At 66.4% G+C, this 16917-nt stretch carries 15 protein-coding genes; 2 read left to right on the plus strand and 13 right to left on the minus strand.

Translation table 11 applies throughout. The features are described 5' to 3' along the window. Positions 1-67 precede the first annotated feature (67 nt). Both LDJ84_RS14525 and LDJ84_RS14530 read right to left on the minus strand, forming a co-directional pair. Positions 68-1195, minus strand: coding sequence for an HlyD family secretion protein (locus LDJ84_RS14525; RefSeq protein ID WP_226046509.1), 1128 nt, complete (start codon positions 1193-1195; stop codon positions 68-70). Between the two features lie 11 nt (positions 1196-1206). After that, positions 1207-1686: a winged helix-turn-helix transcriptional regulator gene (locus tag LDJ84_RS14530; RefSeq protein WP_065084818.1), complete on the minus strand. Its 480-nt coding sequence runs from the start codon at positions 1684-1686 to the stop codon at positions 1207-1209. A 635-nt stretch (positions 1687-2321) separates the two neighbouring features. Here LDJ84_RS14530 and LDJ84_RS14535 point away from each other — a divergent pair. Both LDJ84_RS14535 and LDJ84_RS14540 read left to right on the plus strand, forming a co-directional pair. Then, positions 2322-3650: an OprD family porin gene (locus LDJ84_RS14535; RefSeq protein WP_169887633.1), complete on the plus strand. Its 1329-nt coding sequence runs from the start codon at positions 2322-2324 to the stop codon at positions 3648-3650. Positions 3651-3856: 206 nt separating this feature from the next. Further along, a complete protein-coding gene (locus LDJ84_RS14540; RefSeq protein ID WP_084357753.1) occupies positions 3857-4501 on the plus strand; it encodes an alpha/beta hydrolase in 645 nt (214 codons plus the stop codon). On the opposite strand, the gene LDJ84_RS14545 is transcribed toward LDJ84_RS14540, so the two are convergent. The 11 genes from LDJ84_RS14545 to LDJ84_RS14595 all read right to left on the minus strand — a co-directional run bounded on the left by LDJ84_RS14545 (position 4494) and on the right by LDJ84_RS14595 (position 16713). Further along, positions 4494-4787, minus strand: a complete 294-nt coding sequence (locus LDJ84_RS14545; protein WP_037010165.1) for a gamma-butyrobetaine hydroxylase-like domain-containing protein — start codon at positions 4785-4787, stop codon at positions 4494-4496. The two genes, LDJ84_RS14540 and LDJ84_RS14545, sit on opposite strands and share 8 nt — an antisense overlap. Further along, a complete protein-coding gene (locus tag LDJ84_RS14550) occupies positions 4784-5755 on the minus strand; it encodes a HEAT repeat domain-containing protein (RefSeq protein WP_084357754.1) in 972 nt (323 codons plus the stop codon). The genes LDJ84_RS14545 and LDJ84_RS14550 overlap by 4 nt, the downstream gene beginning before the upstream one ends. Beyond that, positions 5752-6600 carry an ABC transporter ATP-binding protein gene (locus tag LDJ84_RS14555; RefSeq protein ID WP_226046510.1) on the minus strand — a complete coding sequence of 283 codons (849 nt, stop codon included), beginning with the start codon at positions 6598-6600 and terminating at the stop codon, positions 5752-5754. Before LDJ84_RS14555 ends, LDJ84_RS14550 begins: the two co-directional genes overlap by 4 nt. Then, positions 6597-7385: an ABC transporter permease gene (locus tag LDJ84_RS14560; RefSeq protein WP_226046511.1), complete on the minus strand. Its 789-nt coding sequence runs from the start codon at positions 7383-7385 to the stop codon at positions 6597-6599. Before LDJ84_RS14560 ends, LDJ84_RS14555 begins: the two co-directional genes overlap by 4 nt. A 47-nt stretch (positions 7386-7432) precedes the next feature. Then, on the minus strand, positions 7433-8839 hold the full coding sequence (locus LDJ84_RS14565; protein WP_226046512.1) for an ABC transporter substrate-binding protein: 1407 nt from the start codon (positions 8837-8839) through the stop codon (positions 7433-7435). Between the two features lie 212 nt (positions 8840-9051). Next, a complete protein-coding gene (locus tag LDJ84_RS14570; RefSeq protein WP_024767017.1) occupies positions 9052-9297 on the minus strand; it encodes a ferredoxin family protein in 246 nt (81 codons plus the stop codon). A 298-nt stretch (positions 9298-9595) separates the two neighbouring features. Further along, positions 9596-11347, minus strand: coding sequence for a fumarate reductase/succinate dehydrogenase flavoprotein subunit (locus tag LDJ84_RS14575; protein ID WP_084357757.1), 1752 nt, complete (start codon positions 11345-11347; stop codon positions 9596-9598). After that, positions 11344-12093: a GntR family transcriptional regulator gene (locus LDJ84_RS14580; protein ID WP_038803188.1), complete on the minus strand. Its 750-nt coding sequence runs from the start codon at positions 12091-12093 to the stop codon at positions 11344-11346. Before LDJ84_RS14580 ends, LDJ84_RS14575 begins: the two co-directional genes overlap by 4 nt. A 248-nt stretch (positions 12094-12341) precedes the next feature. Continuing rightward, complete coding sequence (locus tag LDJ84_RS14585; protein ID WP_084357759.1) at positions 12342-13232, minus strand: TauD/TfdA dioxygenase family protein; 891 nt, start codon at positions 13230-13232, stop codon at positions 12342-12344. Positions 13233-13380: 148 nt separating this feature from the next. Beyond that, positions 13381-14286 carry a TauD/TfdA dioxygenase family protein gene (locus LDJ84_RS14590; protein ID WP_024767020.1) on the minus strand — a complete coding sequence of 302 codons (906 nt, stop codon included), beginning with the start codon at positions 14284-14286 and terminating at the stop codon, positions 13381-13383. 57 nt (positions 14287-14343) lie between these two features. After that, on the minus strand, positions 14344-16713 hold the full coding sequence (locus LDJ84_RS14595) for a TonB-dependent receptor (protein ID WP_024767021.1): 2370 nt from the start codon (positions 16711-16713) through the stop codon (positions 14344-14346). Between the last annotated feature and the right edge of the window lie 204 nt (positions 16714-16917).

A 16917-nucleotide genomic window follows, 5' to 3' on the forward strand; every position in this document is an offset into this window, starting at 1 on the left:
GCGAAGGAGATCACCTTGCGCCCGGTGGAAAGACTTTCCACCGGCACCACCTCGTTGCTCCAGAGGCTCACGGCCGGTTGCTCTGGGCGACGCGCTGGTCGGCATCGCCATGGTCATGGGCACGGGTGTCCACTTCCACCAGCACGGAAAGGCCGGGGCGCAGGTTGCCGAGGCGACCGTCGGCGTCGTCCAGGTGCACGCGTACCGGCACGCGCTGGACGATCTTGGTGAAGTTGCCGGTGGCGTTCTCCGGCGGCAGGATGCTGAACTGCGCGCCAGTGGCCGGGGCGAGACTGTCCAGGTGGCCATGGAAGACCTTGCCGGGAAGGATGTCGGCCTCGATGGCCACCGCCTGGCCAGGCTGCATGCGGGCCAGTTGGTCCTCCTTGAAATTGGCATCCACCCACAGGCCCTGCGCGGGGACGACGGCCAGCAGTTGCGTACCGGCGGCGACATAGCTGCCGACCTGTGCGCGGCGGTTGCCGATGTAGCCGTCCACCGGGGCGCGCAGCTCGGTGTAGCTCAGGTTCAGGCGTGCCAGGTCGCGGGCGGCGATGGCTTGCTCCAGGGCGGCCTGGGCCTGCTGCCGCTGACTCTGGATCACGTCGAGCTGACGGCGTGCAGCGAGCAGGCTGGCGCGAGCCTTGTCGCTATTGGCGCGGGCGGATTTGAAGCTGGCGTCGGCGCGCTGCGCGGCTTCCACCGACACGGCATTGGTGCGCACCAGGGTGGCGTAGCGGCGCTGGTCGTCGCGGGTGCGCACTTCCTCGGCAGCGGCCGCGTCGATCTCCGCCTGGCTCTGGCGGATCAGCGCGTCCTGCAGCGAGGCCTGCGCATCGACGTTGCCCAGCGCCGCTTCCTCGGCATGCACGGCGCCGTCCGCCTTGGCCAGCGCGGCGCGGTAATCGCGATCATCGATGCGCGCCAGCAGGTCGCCGGCATGCACCAACTGGTTGTCGCTCACCTTCAGCTCGGCGATGTAGCCGGCGACGCGTGGGCTGATCACCGTTACGTCGCCGCCGACATAGGCATCGTCGGTCTTCTCCAGGAAGCGACCGTCGAGCCACCAGTGCCCGGCGTACGCGCCCGCGCCGAGGATGGCAGCCGCTGCGACAGCGAGCTTGAGGGCCTTGCGCGACTTCGGTCTTGCCGTGTCGACGGCCGGCGTGGCGGGAATTGTGACGGGCTGGTTCATGGCGGCCTCGCTCAGGCGTGATCGGCTTGTGGGATGTGGGCAGGGACGAGTTGGTCGCCGTCGCGGCGATGGATCTGGTGCTGCGGGCCGATGGCTTCGCCGCTGTCGGCGTCCACCAGGGCGATACGCACTGGCCGGCCCGTGCGGGTGTCCACCAGTTCGGCGGCGCTGGCCTTGCCGGCGTGGCGCTTGCCCCACTGCAACAGGGTGAGCAGCACCGGGCGCAGGTCGCGGCCACGATCGGTGAGCAGGTATTCGAAGCGCGGCGGATGGTCGTTGTACTGGCGGCGCTGCAGCAGGCCGCTGTCCACCAGTGCGCGCAGCCGACGGGTGAGGACGTTGCTGGCGATGCCCAATCGTGCGAGGAACTGGTCGAAGCGCGTGGAGCCGTAGAAGGCTTCGCGAAGGATCAGCACGTTCCAGCTGTCACCGATCAGGTCCAGCGCCTGGGCCACGGGGCAGGGGAGGTTTTCGAAGCTGGATCTGCGCATGTCGGTCTCTCTTTACATGAATATCGTCATCTAATCGGGCCGCCTTGCTACGGGCCTGGCAGGGCGTCAGGCCAAAGGCGGCTAGAAAGATTATGGTTGTAATCTAATGGGGTCGCTTGCTTTGCGCAAGTGACTTATCGACGGGGAAGGGGGCGCGGGGATGAGCGGTATGCCGAGGTGAAATCACCGCTGCGGAAAGAGTTGCCCAATTCTGCGGAAGTTGCCCGGAGAAATCTTGGGAAGTTGCCCTGAAACCATCTTTGGAAGAGTTTGAAATTGGCCAGGAGAATTATCCGGGAATGGCCTGGAACACTTGTTCCATAACTTTCCTGCAGGCAAAAAAAGGCCGCCTGGGGAGGCGGCCAAACCAAAGGATGATGAAGTGGAGCAATCCTCCGGACGCTCTGGAGCGGGCATCCGGGACTCATGTTCTTCATCGGGGCGCAAGCTTAATAGCGATAGCGACAAATGCTTAATCATTCGTCTCGATATCGACTATCGACAAGGCTGGTTGGAGGGCGAGGCGGCGGATTGTTATCTCTTCGCTCGCTCTGCCTATGGCGGGGAAACATAAGAAAGTTATTCAGGATTCAATCGATACGCCTGCCAAGACAAGTCCAACAAAGGGGTAGAAGATGTCTGCTTTCCGTCTTTCCATGCTGGGGGCGATCGTCGCCGGCATTCCGTTCCAGCTGGCGCATGCCGCCGCCGTTGCCGATCAGTCCGAAGCCACCGGCTTCATCGAAGGCAGCACCGCCTCGCTGCTGATGCGCAACTACTACTACAACAGCGACCGCAAGTCCGGAGACCGGGACCGCAAGGACTGGACCCAGGGCTTCACGCTGAACTACAGCTCGGGATTCACCCAGGGTACCGTCGGTTTCGGCGTGGAAGCCTTCGGCAACTGGGGTATCCGCCTGGATGGCGGCGCCGGCACCTCCGGCACCGGCAACCTGCCAGTGCGTGACGATGATTCGCCGGAAGGCGAATACGGCCGTGCCGGGGGCGCCGTGAAGCTGCGTGTGTCCAAGACTGAGTTGCGCTGGGGCGACCTGCAGCCCACCGCGCCGGTATTCGCCGCCGGCGGCACGCGCCTGTTCCCGCAGACCGCTACCGGTTTCAACGTGCTCAGCAGCGAGATCGAGGGGCTGGACCTGGACGGCGGCCACTTCACCGGCGGCAATGGCCCGGTGACCACCAACGGCGACCATGGCATCTGGGCCTCCTATGCCAACGTCGAGGCCAGCAGCATCGACTACGTGGGCGGCAAGTACGCGGTCAACGACGCGCTGAATTTCTCGCTCTACGCCTCCAAGCTGGAGGATGTGTGGCGTCAGTACTACGGTAACGCCAACTACACGCTGCCGCTGACGGACGATCAGTCGCTGAACTTCGATTTCAACATCTACCGCACCAACGACGACGGTAGCGCCAAGGCCGGCGAGATCAGCAACACCACCTGGTCAGCCGCCGCCGCATATACATTCCTTACCGCACACACCCTGACGCTGGCTTACCAGAAGGTCCACGGCGACACGCCGTTCGACTACGTGGCCTTTGGGGTCAACGGCCCGGGCGACACCGGTGACTCGATCTTCCTCGCCAACTCCATCCAGTACTCGGACTTCAACGGTCCGGAGGAGAAGTCCTGGCAGCTGCGCTATGACCTGGCGATGGCCACCTACGGCATTCCAGGCCTGAGCTTCATGGCCCGTTACGTCAACGGCCACGGTATCGACGGCACGAAAATGGCTGCCGATAGCCAGTACCGCGGTTATGGCTACGGCGAGGATGGCAAGCACCACGAGACCAACCTGGAAGCCAAGTACGTGGTGCAGTCCGGGCCGGCGAAGGACCTGTCCCTGCGCCTGCGCGAGGCGATCCACCGTGGTAATGCCGACCAGGTGGAAGGCGACGTCAATGAGTTCCGCCTGATCGTCGACTACCCGCTGTCGATCCTGTAACGCCAGTGCGCACCTTGGAGGACACCGCGGAACATCCGTAGGGCCGCATAACGCGCCAGCGTTATCCGCCGTTAGCTGGCTGGCGGCGGATAACCTGTTCCAGGTTATGTGCCCTACGGGTGCGGCCCACTGCAAGGCTGTGGTGCTGAAGTGAGCGGGCGGGGCGCTACAATCGGCGCTCCGTTCCCGTCCCGCGAGAAGAGTCGATGTCCGAAGAAGAGCGCCGCACGCAACTGATCGATGGCCCGGTGGGCAAGCTGCAATTGCTGATCGACCGGCCGGGTGTGCCGCCGCAGGGCATCGCGCTGATCAGCCATCCGCAGCCTTTGCTCGGTGGCAGCCCGAGGCACCGCGTGCCGCTGACCCTTTCGCGCAAGCTCTGCGGCGCCGGCTGGCTGACCGTGCGGCCGAGCTTCCGTGGGGTGGATGGCAGTGAAGGCGAGTACGCCGAAGGCATCGGCGAGGCGCAGGACATGCTGGCGGTGATCGCGCACCTGCGTGGCGAATACCCCGGCCTGCCGTTGGCGCTGGTGGGCTTTTCCTTCGGTGCCTATGTGTTCGCCCGCGTTGCCAGCGAACTGTCACCGCCTGCGCAGGCCATCGCGCTGATGGGCTTGCCGGTGGGAACGGTCCCCGGCGGCCGCGACTACGAAGCACAGGCGCTGCCGGCCGACTGCCTGCTGCTGCACGGCGAGGCGGACGAAATGGCGCCGCTGGCCAACCTGCTGGACTGGGCGCGGCCGCAGCAGCGCGAAGTGGTTCTCTATACCGGCGCCGACCATTTCTTCAAGGGCTGCCTGGAGCGCGCTGTGGAGCGGGTACTGGAGCACCTGACCCGAGCCATCAGCTGAGTGCGGACCGCCCCAGTTCACGCAGATACGACCACGGGTAGATCCCGCGGTCATGGCCGTCGTCGAACACCAATTGCACGCCGTAGCCCTGCAGGTTCAGCTGTTGCAGGACAACGCCGGCCTTCACCAGCTCGATGCGACCTTGCAGCCGCGCGGCCCGGCATTGCGAACAGGGGCAGGCGCCGCGCAGGCGAGTGAAGGCAATGCACTGCTCGACGCCGTCGTCCCAGCGGATGCGCAGTTCGCCGTCTGCGCTGGAGCGATGCAGCGCGACCGGCGTGTTCATGTGTTCTGTCCCAGTTGAGCGAGGGCGATGCGCACGGCCTTGCGGACTTCCGGATCGCCGTCCTGCTCGGCGTTGCGCAGTGCCTCGATGGCATCGCCGCTGCCCAGTTCGCCCAGGGCCAGCGCGGCTTCCTTGCGCAGGTTGCTGATGCCGTGGCCGAGCACGACCTTCAACCCTTCCAGCGCCGGCAAGTAGCGCAGCTTGCCCAGCGAACGGGCAGCGCGCAGGCGAACCTGCCAGAAGTCGTCTTCGAGTGCCTGCACCAGCGCTTCGCCGGCTTCGGGCTGGGCGAGTTTGCCGAGGGTGCCGGCGGCTTCCTCGCGCACTTGCCACGCCGGATCGGCCAGGGCGGCCTGCAAGGCCGGCAGCACGCTGGCGTCGATGGCCAGGCCAAGGGCGCCGGCGGCGGCGCGGCGGACCTCGGCGTCCGGGTCGTCGCGGGTCAGCCGGGCCAGGTGCGGCAGGGCGTCGGTGCGTTTGAGCCAGCCGAGGATGCCCACGGCTTCGCGGCGCACGCCGGCATCGCTGTCTTGCAGCGCGGCGCGTGCCGGTTCTGCAGCCGCTTCCAGGCGCAGCTCGCGCAAGGCGCGCAGGGCGCTGCGGCGGACGAAGATTTCGCTGTGCGCTGCCCAGGGCAGCAGGCGTACGCCGGCCTCGGCGGTCTTCAGCTCGCTGAGGCTCTGGGCGGCGGCTTCGCGCACGTCCTCGGCGCGGTCGGCAAGGGCCTGGCAGAGCGCGTCCACCACGTCGGGCTCTTCCCAGGCTTCCAGCAGGCGCGCGGCTTCGGCACGCACGTTGGCGGCGGCGTCATGGGTCAGCGCATGGGCGAGCCAGGGGAGGCCGTCAGGGTCTTCAAGGTCGGCCAGTTCGATCAGGGCAATGCGGCGCACGCCGGCGTCGGCATCCTGGAGACGCGGTTGCAGGTCGAGGATGTCGGGATTATCGGTAGTCAGGCTGAAGTCGGTCATATGGCGAATCGCGGTATCCGTTGTGGAGTGGGCAGCCCCAGCGGCGTCAGGCGCGGCAGCTGGCGGCCGTCTTCGTGGCGCAGCAGTTCCAGGCAGTGACGCTTGAGGCGGGAGAATTCCGGGCTGGTGAGCAGGTCGGCGTGGCGTGGGCGCGGGAAGTCGAGGCGGATGTCTTCGAGGATGCGCCCGGGGCGCGGGCTCATCACCAGGATGCGGTCGGCGAGGAACAGCGCCTCGTCGATGTCGTGGGTGATGAACAGCACGCTGGTGCGCAGGCGCGTCCAGATGTCCAGCAGCAGTTCCTGCATCATCATCCGCGTCTGTGCGTCGAGGGCGCCGAAGGGTTCGTCCATCAGCAGCAGGCGTGGCTGGTTGATCAGCACACGGGCGATTTCCACGCGTTGCTGCATGCCGCCGGAGAGCTGCGACGGCCAGCGATTGGCGAAGCCGTTCAGGCCGACCAGCTGGAGCATTTCATCCGCCTGGCGATGGCGTTCCGCGCGGGGCACGCCGCGCATCTTCAGGCCGAAGGCGACGTTGTCGCGCACGCGCCGCCAGGGCAGCAGGGTGTGGTGCTGGAACACCATGCCGCGCTCGGGCGAGGGGCCGGCGACAGGACCAGCGTCCACTTCCAGTTTGCCGGCGCTGGGCGCCAGGTGGCCGGCAAGGGCACCGAGCAGGGTGGACTTGCCGCAGCCGGACGGGCCGAGTACGCAGACGAATTCGCCGGGTTCGATGGAGAAGCTCAGGGACTGCACGGCCTCGAAGGCGTCGCGGCCGCTGCCGAGGTGGATCGACAGGCCGTCGACGCGCACGCGCCCCGGTGCGCTGGCGGGCAGGCTCATGGCTTGCCTCCGGCCTGGCGCTGCCAGGGTGTGACGAGGCTGCCGAGCTGGCGCACCAGCAGGCTGCTGGCCATGCCGAGCACGCCGATCAGCAGCATGCCGACGACGATGTCGGGGTAGTTCTGCAAGGTGTAGGACTCCCAGGTGTAGTAGCCGATGCCCCATTGGCCGGAGATCATTTCGGCGGTCACCAGGCAGAACCACGAGGTGCCCATGCCGATGGCAAGACCGGTGACGATGCTCGGCGCGGCACCCGGCAGCACGACCTCGCGCAGCAGCGCCAGGCGTCCGGCACCGAGGCTGCGGGCGGAGGCGAGCAGGCGCGGGTCCACCGCTTCCACGCCGTGGATGGTGTTGAGCAGGATGGGGAACAGTGCGCCGGTGAAGGTGATGAAGATCATCGACAGCTCGGAGCTGGGGAACATCAGGATCGCCAGCGGAATCCACGCCACCGCGGGGATCGGCCGCAGCACTTCCAGCGGCGGCAGCAGGCTGTCGCGCGCCCAGCGGCCACGGCCGATGAGCAACCCCAGGGCGATACCGGCGAAGGCGGCCAGCAGGTAGCCGGCGAGCACGCGCAGCAGGCTGCTGCCCAGGTGGCGCCCGAGCTTGCTCGATTGCGCCAGGTTCCAGGCCGCTTCCAGCACATCACGCGGGCCGGGCACGTTGGCGAAGGTGACCACGCCGAAGTTCACGTGGCGCGCGCTGAGCACCTGCCACAGCGCCAGGCAGACCAGCAGCGAGGCCAGGCGCAGGCTCCAGCGGGTGAGGGGGGTGGTGTTCATCATCGTTCTCCGTCGAGCCCCGGTGCGCGCGGCACCGGGGCTGCACCTCAGCGGCTGGCGACCGCCTGCTGGCTGGCAGCGGCGAAGTCGGCGACCTCCCCGCCGTGTTGGCGGGCGAAGGCGTCGGCCTGTTCGCGCAGCAGGAAGGCGTCCAGCGCGCCGTCCTTGCCACGCACGAACCAGGCCTGGCTGGCCAGCAGCTTGATGCCGCTGTCGCTGGCCTGGGCGTAGACGGCGCGGATGGCCTTGCCTTGCTGCTTCAGCTCGGCCAGTTGCCCCAGCGCTTCACTGGCGGTCGCGTAGCTGCGCACCTTCGGTTCGCCGCGCACCCAGATCTGCGCGACCTTGCGCGTATCGCTGATCGGCTTGTCGGTCAGAACGTCGTTACCCAGCAACGGCTGCTGCGCGTAGTTCTTCAGCGCGGCGTCGTAGTCGGCGCCGGAGGCCTTGAAGGCGGCGCGGATGTAGCGGTCGTCGACGAACTGCTCGACGTTCAGGCCGCGGTCGGCCTTCTTCAGCAGCTTCAGGGTGTCGATGGCGGTGGTGACGGCCTGGCGGTATTCGGGCTTCCAGGTCAGGTCGCGGGTCTGCAGGCCGAGCGGGCCGTGGAACAGGTAGTTCACTTCGGCGGGAATGCCGGCGACCTTCTCGATCAGTTCGCTGTATTTCTCCGGGTCTTTCGCCAGCAGTTGGTTGGCTTCATAGGTGGCGCGCAGGTAGGCCTCGACGATTTCCGGGTACTGCTGCGCGTAGTCGGCTTCCACCAGCGCACCGTGGAAGGTCGGCGCCTTGGCCTGGGAGCCGTCGTAGATCTTGCGGGCGATGCCCCGGCTCTCGAACAGCTCGGCGAAGGGCACGAAGTCGGCATGGGCGGCGATCTTGTTGGCCTGTAGCGCGGAGCCGGCGACTTCCGGCGGTTGCGCGATGATGGTGACGTCCTTCTCCGGGTCCCAGCCCTGCGCGGCGATGGCGCGCAGCAGCAGGCCGTGGGCGGTGGAGGCGAAGGGCACGGAGATGGTCTGGCCCTTGAGTTCGGCCAGCGACTGCACCTTGGACGAGGCGGGCACGACGATGCCGTTGCCGCTGCCCTCGATGCTCCCCGAGAGCACGCTGATGAACAGGCTGCGCTTGCCGGCCGCCTCGTGGGCGACGCCGTTGAGCGAGCCGGGGAAGTCGGCCATGGCGCCGAAGTCGAGCTTGCCGGCGAGCATCTCGTTGGTCAGCGGCGCGCCGCTGGTGAAGTTCTTCCACTGCACGTCGTACTGCGCGTCCTTGTACTTGCCGTCGTGCGGCAGGTACTTGTCGAGCAGGCCGAGTTCGCGGATCAACAGGCCGCCGGCGGCGCAGTTGATGGTGGTGTCCTGGGTGCCGATGGCGACGCGGATGGTCTCGCCGTGGGCGGTGATACTGGCAATGGCGAGCGCGAGGCCGGCCAGGGTAGTGCGCAAGGTCATGGGTGTTCCCCTCGAATCATGAGTGTTGGAATCGTCTCCGCCGCAGGCCTTGCGGTGGGAAACGAGGGGCGGTGCATCAGGCGTCCGGCGGTGGGGCCGGATGGCGTTTCTTATGGCTTTTGTGTAGGAGCGAGCTTGCTCGCGAACAGCCCCGCTGCAGGAGTTGGTTCGCGAGCAAGCTCGCTCCTACAGGGGAACTTCGTTGCGGGAGCTCAACGCAGGAGGTACGGAATCTCCACGCGCACCGCACCGGTCGGGCAGTCCTTCTCGCAGGGCATGCAGTACCAGCATTCGTCGAAGGCCATGTAGGCCTTCTGGGTGGCGGGGTTGATCGCCAGCAGGTCCATCGGGCAGACCTCGACGCAGACGGTGCAGCCCTTGTCGGCGATGCACTTGTCCTCGTCCACCGTCACCGGGGCGCTGGAGCGGAAGAAGATTTCTTGGGGCTGGTAGGCCATGGCACGCGGTCCTCATCGTGTTGCTTGCCGGCCGTCGTGGCGGCGGGCTGGTTATTCGGTCGAAGGTTCGGCGCGGGGCTCGGGACCCGCTCCCCAGCCCTCCCTCTGAAGGGAGAGGGGGCTTGATCGTGCCGGCGGTTAGCGCTGAGCCCGCCGGGCTGCTCTTTTTCCGTTTGGTGTGGCGCAGGCTCCTGTGCGCGCAGGCTGAATCCCCAGTTGCCGCTCGCGCCGGACAGCTCCCTCTACCGCTTGCGGGAGAGACCGGGGGGAGAGGGGCTCTGCGAGCAGCCGAAACCCCTCAAGCCGCCTCGCTCTTCACCCGCAGTTTCTCGTAAGCCTGCTGCTCGTCCTCATCGAGCGCGATCACATAGGGCTCGATGGGCTTCTTGAAGCTGGTCATCTCGCCGTCGTCGCCCTTCTTCAGGTGCGCATGGCAGAACCAGTCGGCGTCGTTGCGCAGCGGGTAGTCGACGCGGTGGTGGTACAGGCCCCAGCGGCTCTCGGTACGGAACAGCGAGGCGCGGGCGGCCATCTCGGCGCAGTCGCGGATCACGCTGACTTCCATGGCGCGCATCAGCTCGTGGGGGGTGTTGGCCTTGAGCTGGTCGAGGTCGCGGGCGATCTCGGCGAAGCGCTGCAGGCCGATCTCCATCTTCCTGGTCACCTTGGGCGGCTGCAGGTAGTCGTTGACCATGCGCCGCAGCTTGTACTCCACCTGTGCTGGCGGCAGGCCGTGCTCGCGCTTCAAAGGGGCGAAGACGCGTTCACGCTCGCGCTCCACCTGGGCGCTATCGACCTCGCTGAACTCGCGGTCGGCCACGTATTGCGCGGCATTGGCCCCGGCGAACCAGCCGTAGGTGAAGGCGCCGAGCATGTAGTTGTGCGGCACGGCAGCCATGTCGCCGGCCGAGTACAGGCCCTTGACGCTGGTCTCGGCCTTCTCGTTGACCCACACGCCCGAGGCCGAATGGCCGGAGCAGAAACCGATCTCGGAGATATGCATCTCCACCATCTGCTGGCGGTAGTCGGTGCCACGGTTGGCGTGGAACTGGCCGCGGCTGGGGCGTTCGTTGCTGTGGAGGATTTCCTCGATGGTCTGGATGGTTTCCTCGGCCAGGTGGTCGAGCTTGAGGAATACCGGGCCGTTGCCGCCTTCGAGCTCCTGGTGGAACTCCCACATCATCTGGCCGCTCCAGTAGTCGCACTCGATGAAGCGCTCGCCCTTGCTGTTGGCCGTATAGCCACCCAGCGGGCCGGTGACGTAGGCGCAGGCCGGGCCGTTGTAGTCCTTGATCAGCGGGTTGATCTGGAAGCACTCCAGGTTCGAGAGCTCCGCGCCCGCGTGGTAGGCCATGGCGTAGCCGTCGCCGGCATTGGTGGGGTTCTCGTAGGTGCCCATCAGGTAGCCGGACGAGGGCAGGCCCAGGCGGCCCGCGGCGCCGCAGGCGAGGACCACGGCCTTGGCGCGGATCACCTGGAACTGCGCGGTACGGCAGTCGAAGCCGAGCAGGCCGTTGACCGCGCCTTCTTCGTCGGTGAGCAGGCGGGTCACCACCAGGCGGTTGGTGATCTCGATGCGGGCGCGCTTGAGCTGGCGGTACAGCACCTTCTTGATGTCGTGGCCTTCGGGCATGGGCAGCACGTAGGCGCCCATGTGGTGGACCTTCTTCACCGCGTAGTCGCCGACCTCGTCCTTCTCGAACTTCACGCCCCAGCGGTCCAGTTGCTGCAGGGTCTCGAAGCTGTGGGTGGCATAGGCGTAGACCGCCGCCTGGTTGACGATGCCATCGTTGGCGACGGTGATTTCCTTGGTGTACTGCTCAGGCGTGGCGTGGCCGGGAATGATGGCGTTGTTCAGCCCGTCCATGCCCATGCTGATGGCGCCGCTGCGCTTGACGTTGGCCTTGTCCACCAGCAGCACGCGCAGCTCGCGGTTGGCTTCCTTGGCCTTGATCGCCGCCATGGGGCCGGCGGTGCCGCCGCCGATCACCACGATGTCGTAGGCGAGTTCCTTATCCTCGGGGATCTGGGAGAGATCGAACTGGGTCATTGGTGCTGTCCCTTGTGGCGGTCGATGCGCAGGCGGTACTGGAAGGCGTCGCCGCGGTAGTAAAGGTGTTCGTAGTCCAGCGGTGCGCCGTCGGCGGTGTGGGTCAGGCGTTCGATGCGCATCACCGGCGAGCCTTCTTCCACCTCCAGCGCGCGGGCCAGTTCGGCATCGGCGAGGATGGCGTCGATGGCGAGGTCGGCATGGCCCAGGGGCAGGGCGCAGTCGTTTTCCAGGATCAGGAAGATGTCGCGGCTGACCAGGTCGGCCTTTTCCAGCCGCTTGCCAACGGCCTCCGGCAGCCAGGTGATTTCCAGCGACACCAGCTCGCGGTTGACCAGGCGGGCACGCTTGATCTGCACCACGTTCTCGCCCTCGGCGACCTGCAGACGGGCGGCAACCTGGGCGTTGGCGGGCACGGTCTTGAAGCTGCGCAGGCGGTTGATCACCTCGTAGCCGCGCTGGGTCATGGATTCGCCCAGGCCTTGCAGGGTGCTGACGTTCTGGAAGGCCTTGGGCTTGGCGACGAAGGTGCCCTTGCCGTGAATCTTGAAGATCAGCCCTTCCTTCTGCAGGTCGCCCAGCGCCTGGCGCACGGTAATCCGGCTGACCTCGAAGGCCTTGCCCAACTCGGCCTCGGACGGCATGCGGCTGAGCGGCGGATAGGTGCCGTCGAGGATGCGCGTGCGGAGGATTTCCTTCAGCTGGCTGTACAGGGGAACGGGGGAGAGGGGGAGTAGTTCGGCCATAGTTCATAACTTGTTATGACGAGTTGCCGAAACTATAAAAGGAATAGCTGATTCAGGACAAGAAACGATTTCGCATAAGCATAGAAAGCGCCGTCAGCAGGGGTATCTCAGGTTTTTTTGTAGGAGCGAGCTTGCTCGCGAACTGCCTGATGCCAGAGCGCCCGGGTAATCCGTTCGCGAGCAAGCTCGCTCCTACAGGGTCAAAAGCCCTTGCGCGGAGATTTCCGCCCCATAGGGCGGACATAACCTCAGAACGGCCGGCTGCCAGACAGGCTGATGCGCTTCAAACGGCGCTTCTCGCTGGCCGGGAAGGCGTTGCGACCATGCAGCACGGCCTGGTTGTCCCACCAGACGATGTCGCCCACCGACCATTTGTGGCTGTAGATCAACTCGGGCTTCTGCAGGTGTTCGCGCAGCCGCTCGACCAGTGCGGCCCCTTGCACGGGATCGGCACCGGGGATTTCAACCTCGGTGTGCACGGAGAGGAACAGCACGCGCTTGCCGTTTTCCGGATGGGTGCGCACCAGTGGATGCTCGGTGCCCTGGATGGGCTCGATGTCCGGGGTGCGGTAGCGCACGAAGGTGCCGTTGTAGCCGCCGCTCTTCAGGCGGATGAACGGGTTGTAGTTGATCAGGCGCAATGGGTCGATCTCGGCGCGGGTCGCCTCATCCAGTGTCTCGTAGGCGCGGGCGAGGTTGGTGAACTGGGTTTCTCCGCCGGTCCTGGGTACCTCCAGGGCGTAGAGGAAGGAGCCGGAGGAGGGCACCGGCGTCCATTGGTGGTCGACGTGGGCCGGCAGGGCGAAGTTGCCCAGTTCACCGTCCTCGGTGTTGGCCACCTTGACGATGTCCGGGGCCTTGCCGTCTGCACCGGAGGACAGCACGGGCACATCTGCCGGCGGCTGGAACACCGCGCCGAACAGCGTGGCGAAGCGCAGGTATTGCTTATCGTCCAGGTCCTGGTTCTTGAAGATCAGGATGTGGTGCTCGCGGTGGGCCTGCTTGATCGCCAGGATCTGTTCCGGGGGCAGCGGCTCGCGGGCGTCTAGACCACGCACTTCGGCGCCCAGCGGGGCGTCGAGGGGGACGATGGCGAAGGGTTCGGGGGTGGGTTGTTGTACGGCGTTGGATTGGGTCATCTCGAGAATCCTGAGTTTGGGGCTTCCCTCACCCCAACCCTCTCCCGGAGGGAGAGGGGGCAGTCCGATGCAGCGGGTCATCCCGTTGCGCCGATCTACTCCCTCTCCCCCTGGGAGAGGGCGGGGGTGAGGGGCTTTGGGGAAAGGCTCAAACCTTCTTGATTGTCCGGCTGCGTTGCCCATCGATACCCACCGGCACTTCGCCGCTGAGCGTCACGCGGCGCACGATGCGCGGCTGGGTGCCGTAGTCGTCGACGGCATAGTGCTGGGTCGCGCGGTTGTCCCAGATGGCCACGTCGCCCGGCTGCCAGCGCCAGCGCACGGTGTTTTCCAGGCGGGTGACGTGGCTCTGCAGCACGGCGAACAGGTGCGCCGAGTCGTGCTGCGACAGGCCCTTCAGGCGCTTGACGAAGTGCCCGAGCAGCAGCGTCTTCTCGCCGCTGATGGGATGCACGCGCACTACCGGGTGCTCGGTCTCGTAGACGGTGGAGGTGAACACCTTGCGGTATTCCTCCAGGCGCGCCGGGTCGACGTTCGGGCGCACGCTGGCATAGTCGTATTCGTTGCTGTGCACGGCCCAGAGCGAGTCGGCCAGCGCCTTCAGCTCCGGCGTCAGGTCGTCGTAGGCGGTGGCGGTATTGGCCCAGACGGTATCGCCGCCAGACTCCGGTGCCACCACGTTGCGCAGGATCGACGCCTTGGGATAAGCGTCGACGAAGGTCACGTCGGTGTGCCAGGAGTTGGCGCGGCGGCCCTGGGCGCCGTCCAGCTCCAGCAGGTAATGGGTGCCTTCCTGTACCGGCACGGTGGGGTGCGCCACCGGCTCGCCGAGCAGCTTGGCGAAGGCTTCCTGGCCCTGGTCGTCGAGCTGGGTCTGGCCACGGAAGAAGATCACCTTGTGCTGCACCAGCGCAGCCTGGATGGCCTCGATGGTGGCGGCGTCGAGATCGCCGGAAAGCGTGACGCCGCGAATTTCCGCGCCGATGCGGCCGGCTACCGGGTGGATGTCCAGGTGTACCAGGTCTTGCTGAATGGCTTGTGCTGCAGTGCTCATCTCATCGTCCTCTTGCTGTGGCAATAGCGCCGCGCCCGGGAGCGCGGCGGATGGGGGTCAGAAGTCGTAACGGACCGACGCGCCCAGGGTCCGCGGCTGCCCCACCGAGGCGGTGTAGGAGCCGTTGATGCTGGCGAAGGCGGCCAGGTAGTAGTCCTTGTCGAAGGCGTTCTTCAGCCAGACCGAGGCGTCCAGCTGGCCGTCGCCGAGGTCCTTGCGCAGGCCGACGGAGAAGTTCGCCAGGCCGTAGCCGTCGATCTTCGAGAGGTCGGAGTTGTCCAGCGTGCCCTCGGCCTCGGAGCGGTAGGAGTAGCTGCCGGTCACGTACGGGCGGATGCCGTCGTCGAGGTTCCAGGCGTATTCGCCATTGAGGTTGGCGATCCATTTCGAGGCGCCGACCACGCGTTGCCCGGTGAGGTCGCAAGTGGCGGGCGCGCCGGGCTGGGTGGAGATTTCCGCCGGGCACGGGGCGTCCTTGAACGACAGGTAGGTGACGTCGTTGTAGGAACCGTTGAAGTTCAGCGTCAGGCCGCGAATGGGCAGTGCGGTGGCCTCGAATTCCAGGCCGCGCGAACGCACGCTGCCGGCGTTGGAGAGCACCGAGACCAGCTGGGTCGAACCCGGCGGCTGGTACAGCGTGGTCGCCTGGTAGCCATGGATGCCGGTCCAGAAGAGGTTGGTGTTGAGTTGCAGGCGGTTGTCGAACAGGGTGGTCTTGATCCCCAGTTCGGCGTCGTTGGCGCGCTCCGGGCCGACCAGCAGGGAGTCGGCGCCGGCCGTTGGCGCACTGGCCACGGCCAGGTTCACGCCCCCGGACTTCTCGCCGTGGGACAGCGAGGCATAACCGAGCAGGTCATCGGTGAACTGGTAGCTCAGGCTCAGCAGGGCCGAGGGCGCGAAGCTGTAGAGGCTGAGGTCGCCCGAGTCGTAGGCGCCCAACTGGTTGCGCCGAACCACTGCGCCGACGCCGGTTACCGGCGCGCCACCGACCGGGTCGAAGCGCTCGACCTTGGCGTCCTTCTCCTCGTAGGTGCCGCGCAGGCCGGCGGTGAAGTCCAGCTTGTCGGTGAGGTGCCAGGTGCCCTGGGCGAACAGCGCAAAGCTGTCGGTCTCGATCTTGCCGTTGGCCTTGGAGTAGGTGTTGTTCAGGGCGTTGAGGTTCGCCCCCAGCAGGTACGGGTCGGCCAGCGGGCCGTAGTCGGTGAAGGTCTTGTTGCCCAGGTTCTGGTTGAAGGCATAGGCGCCCAGCACGTAGTCGAAGAAGCCGCCGGTGGGCGAGGCCAGGCGGATTTCCTGGGAGAACTGGCGGTCGTGGACTTCCACGCCGGTGTTGTTGATCGCCGAGACGTTGAGCTGCTCGTCGTTGGCCGGGGTGAAGTGCCAGTAGCGATAGGCGCTGATGGAGGTCAGCTTGTAGCCGCCGTTGAGGTTCCAGTTGGCCTCCACCGAGCTGCCGCCCTGGTGCACGCTGACGTGCTGGCGGCTGTTGATGTTGACCTTGTGCCGGTCCGGATCGCGGATCGGCGAAGCGCCTACCGCGGCAGCACGCTGCCAGAAGCGGTCGGCGGCGCCATAGACCACCATGCTGCCGTTGCTCGAATCCTCCTCGTTGTAGTCGTTGATCCAGCGCAGGTCGAAGTCCTCGCTGGGCTTGAACAGCAGTTGCCCGCGGATGCCCTGGCGCTCGCCGCCGTTCAGGTAGTTGTCGTCATGGACGTTCTTGATGTAGCCGTCGTCGCGGGTGCGGTAGGCGGACACGCGCCCGGCCAGGGTGTCGGTCAGCGCGCCGGAGACGGTGCCCTTGCCCTGGAAGTAGCCGTCCTGGCCACCGGAGACCTCGACGCTGCGCTCGGGGCTGAAGGTCGGGGCGCGGGTGCTGATGTTCAGCACGCCGGCCGTGGTGTTCTTGCCGAACAGGGTGCCTTGCGGGCCGCGCAGCAGTTCCAGCTGCTCGATGTCCAGCAGGTCGAACACCGCCATGCCTGGGCGGCCCAGGTAGACGTTGTCCAGGTAGACCCCCGCGCTGCCTTCCAGGCCGTCGCTGGCCGGGTTGTTGCCGATGCCGCGCACGGCGATGCTCGACTGCCGCGCGTGGATGAAGGCGACGTTCACACTGGGCAGGATCTGCTGCAGGTCCTGCACCTTGTAGACGCGCTGGGTTTCCAGGGTTTCGCCGCCGACCACGGTGATCGGCGTGGGCACCTTCTGCGAATCCTCCTCGCGGCGGCGGGCGGTGACTGTCACCTTGCCCAGGGTGGCATCGGCCTTGGCCGGCGCGGCGCTGACGGGCTTGCTGGTTTCGCCGGTGGTGCTGCCGTCCTCGGCTTCCTCGGCGAATGCCGGTAGCGCGCCGCCCAGGGCCAGCAGGACGATGGCGTAGCGCAGCCGGTGGAGTTTGAAGGGGAAGGGCAAATGTCTCGAAATCATGCTGTGTCCTTATCTGCCGGCGCCAATCGCGGGCAAAACGGGGCCGCGCCACGCAGCAGTGGCGAACGACGTTTTCGGTGGGGTTGAAGCGGCTTCTGCTGTCAGCGACAGCGGGACAGGCACATTCGCGAAGAAAGGAGGGGCAAGGCTGACATCGGGCGACTCCTGGTCTGAGCTATATTCTTAGTTCATAAAAGAATAGAT

Source organism: Pseudomonas sp. HS-18 (assembly GCF_020401845.1).
Lineage (GTDB): Bacteria > Pseudomonadota > Gammaproteobacteria > Pseudomonadales > Pseudomonadaceae > Pseudomonas > Pseudomonas nitroreducens.

Bases quoted from the DNA above. Each gene is read 5' to 3' on its own strand.
- LDJ84_RS14585 (WP_084357759.1), bottom strand. From the start codon at position 13,232: ATGACCCAATCCAACGCCGTACAACAACCCACCCCCGAACCCTTCGCC.
- LDJ84_RS14595 (WP_024767021.1), bottom strand. From the start codon at position 16,713: ATGATTTCGAGACATTTGCCCTTCCCCTTCAAACTCCACCGGCTGCGC.
- LDJ84_RS14525 (WP_226046509.1), bottom strand. From the start codon at position 1,195: ATGAACCAGCCCGTCACAATTCCCGCCACGCCGGCCGTCGACACGGCA.
- LDJ84_RS14545 (WP_037010165.1), bottom strand. From the start codon at position 4,787: ATGAACACGCCGGTCGCGCTGCATCGCTCCAGCGCAGACGGCGAACTG.
- LDJ84_RS14530 (WP_065084818.1), bottom strand. From the start codon at position 1,686: ATGCGCAGATCCAGCTTCGAAAACCTCCCCTGCCCCGTGGCCCAGGCG.
- LDJ84_RS14535 (WP_169887633.1), top strand. From the start codon at position 2,322: ATGTCTGCTTTCCGTCTTTCCATGCTGGGGGCGATCGTCGCCGGCATT.
- LDJ84_RS14550 (WP_084357754.1), bottom strand. From the start codon at position 5,755: ATGACCGACTTCAGCCTGACTACCGATAATCCCGACATCCTCGACCTG.
- LDJ84_RS14555 (WP_226046510.1), bottom strand. From the start codon at position 6,600: ATGAGCCTGCCCGCCAGCGCACCGGGGCGCGTGCGCGTCGACGGCCTG.
- LDJ84_RS14590 (WP_024767020.1), bottom strand. From the start codon at position 14,286: ATGAGCACTGCAGCACAAGCCATTCAGCAAGACCTGGTACACCTGGAC.
- LDJ84_RS14565 (WP_226046512.1), bottom strand. From the start codon at position 8,839: ATGACCTTGCGCACTACCCTGGCCGGCCTCGCGCTCGCCATTGCCAGT.
- LDJ84_RS14580 (WP_038803188.1), bottom strand. From the start codon at position 12,093: ATGGCCGAACTACTCCCCCTCTCCCCCGTTCCCCTGTACAGCCAGCTG.
- LDJ84_RS14570 (WP_024767017.1), bottom strand. From the start codon at position 9,297: ATGGCCTACCAGCCCCAAGAAATCTTCTTCCGCTCCAGCGCCCCGGTG.
- LDJ84_RS14575 (WP_084357757.1), bottom strand. From the start codon at position 11,347: ATGACCCAGTTCGATCTCTCCCAGATCCCCGAGGATAAGGAACTCGCC.
- LDJ84_RS14560 (WP_226046511.1), bottom strand. From the start codon at position 7,385: ATGAACACCACCCCCCTCACCCGCTGGAGCCTGCGCCTGGCCTCGCTG.
- LDJ84_RS14540 (WP_084357753.1), top strand. From the start codon at position 3,857: ATGTCCGAAGAAGAGCGCCGCACGCAACTGATCGATGGCCCGGTGGGC.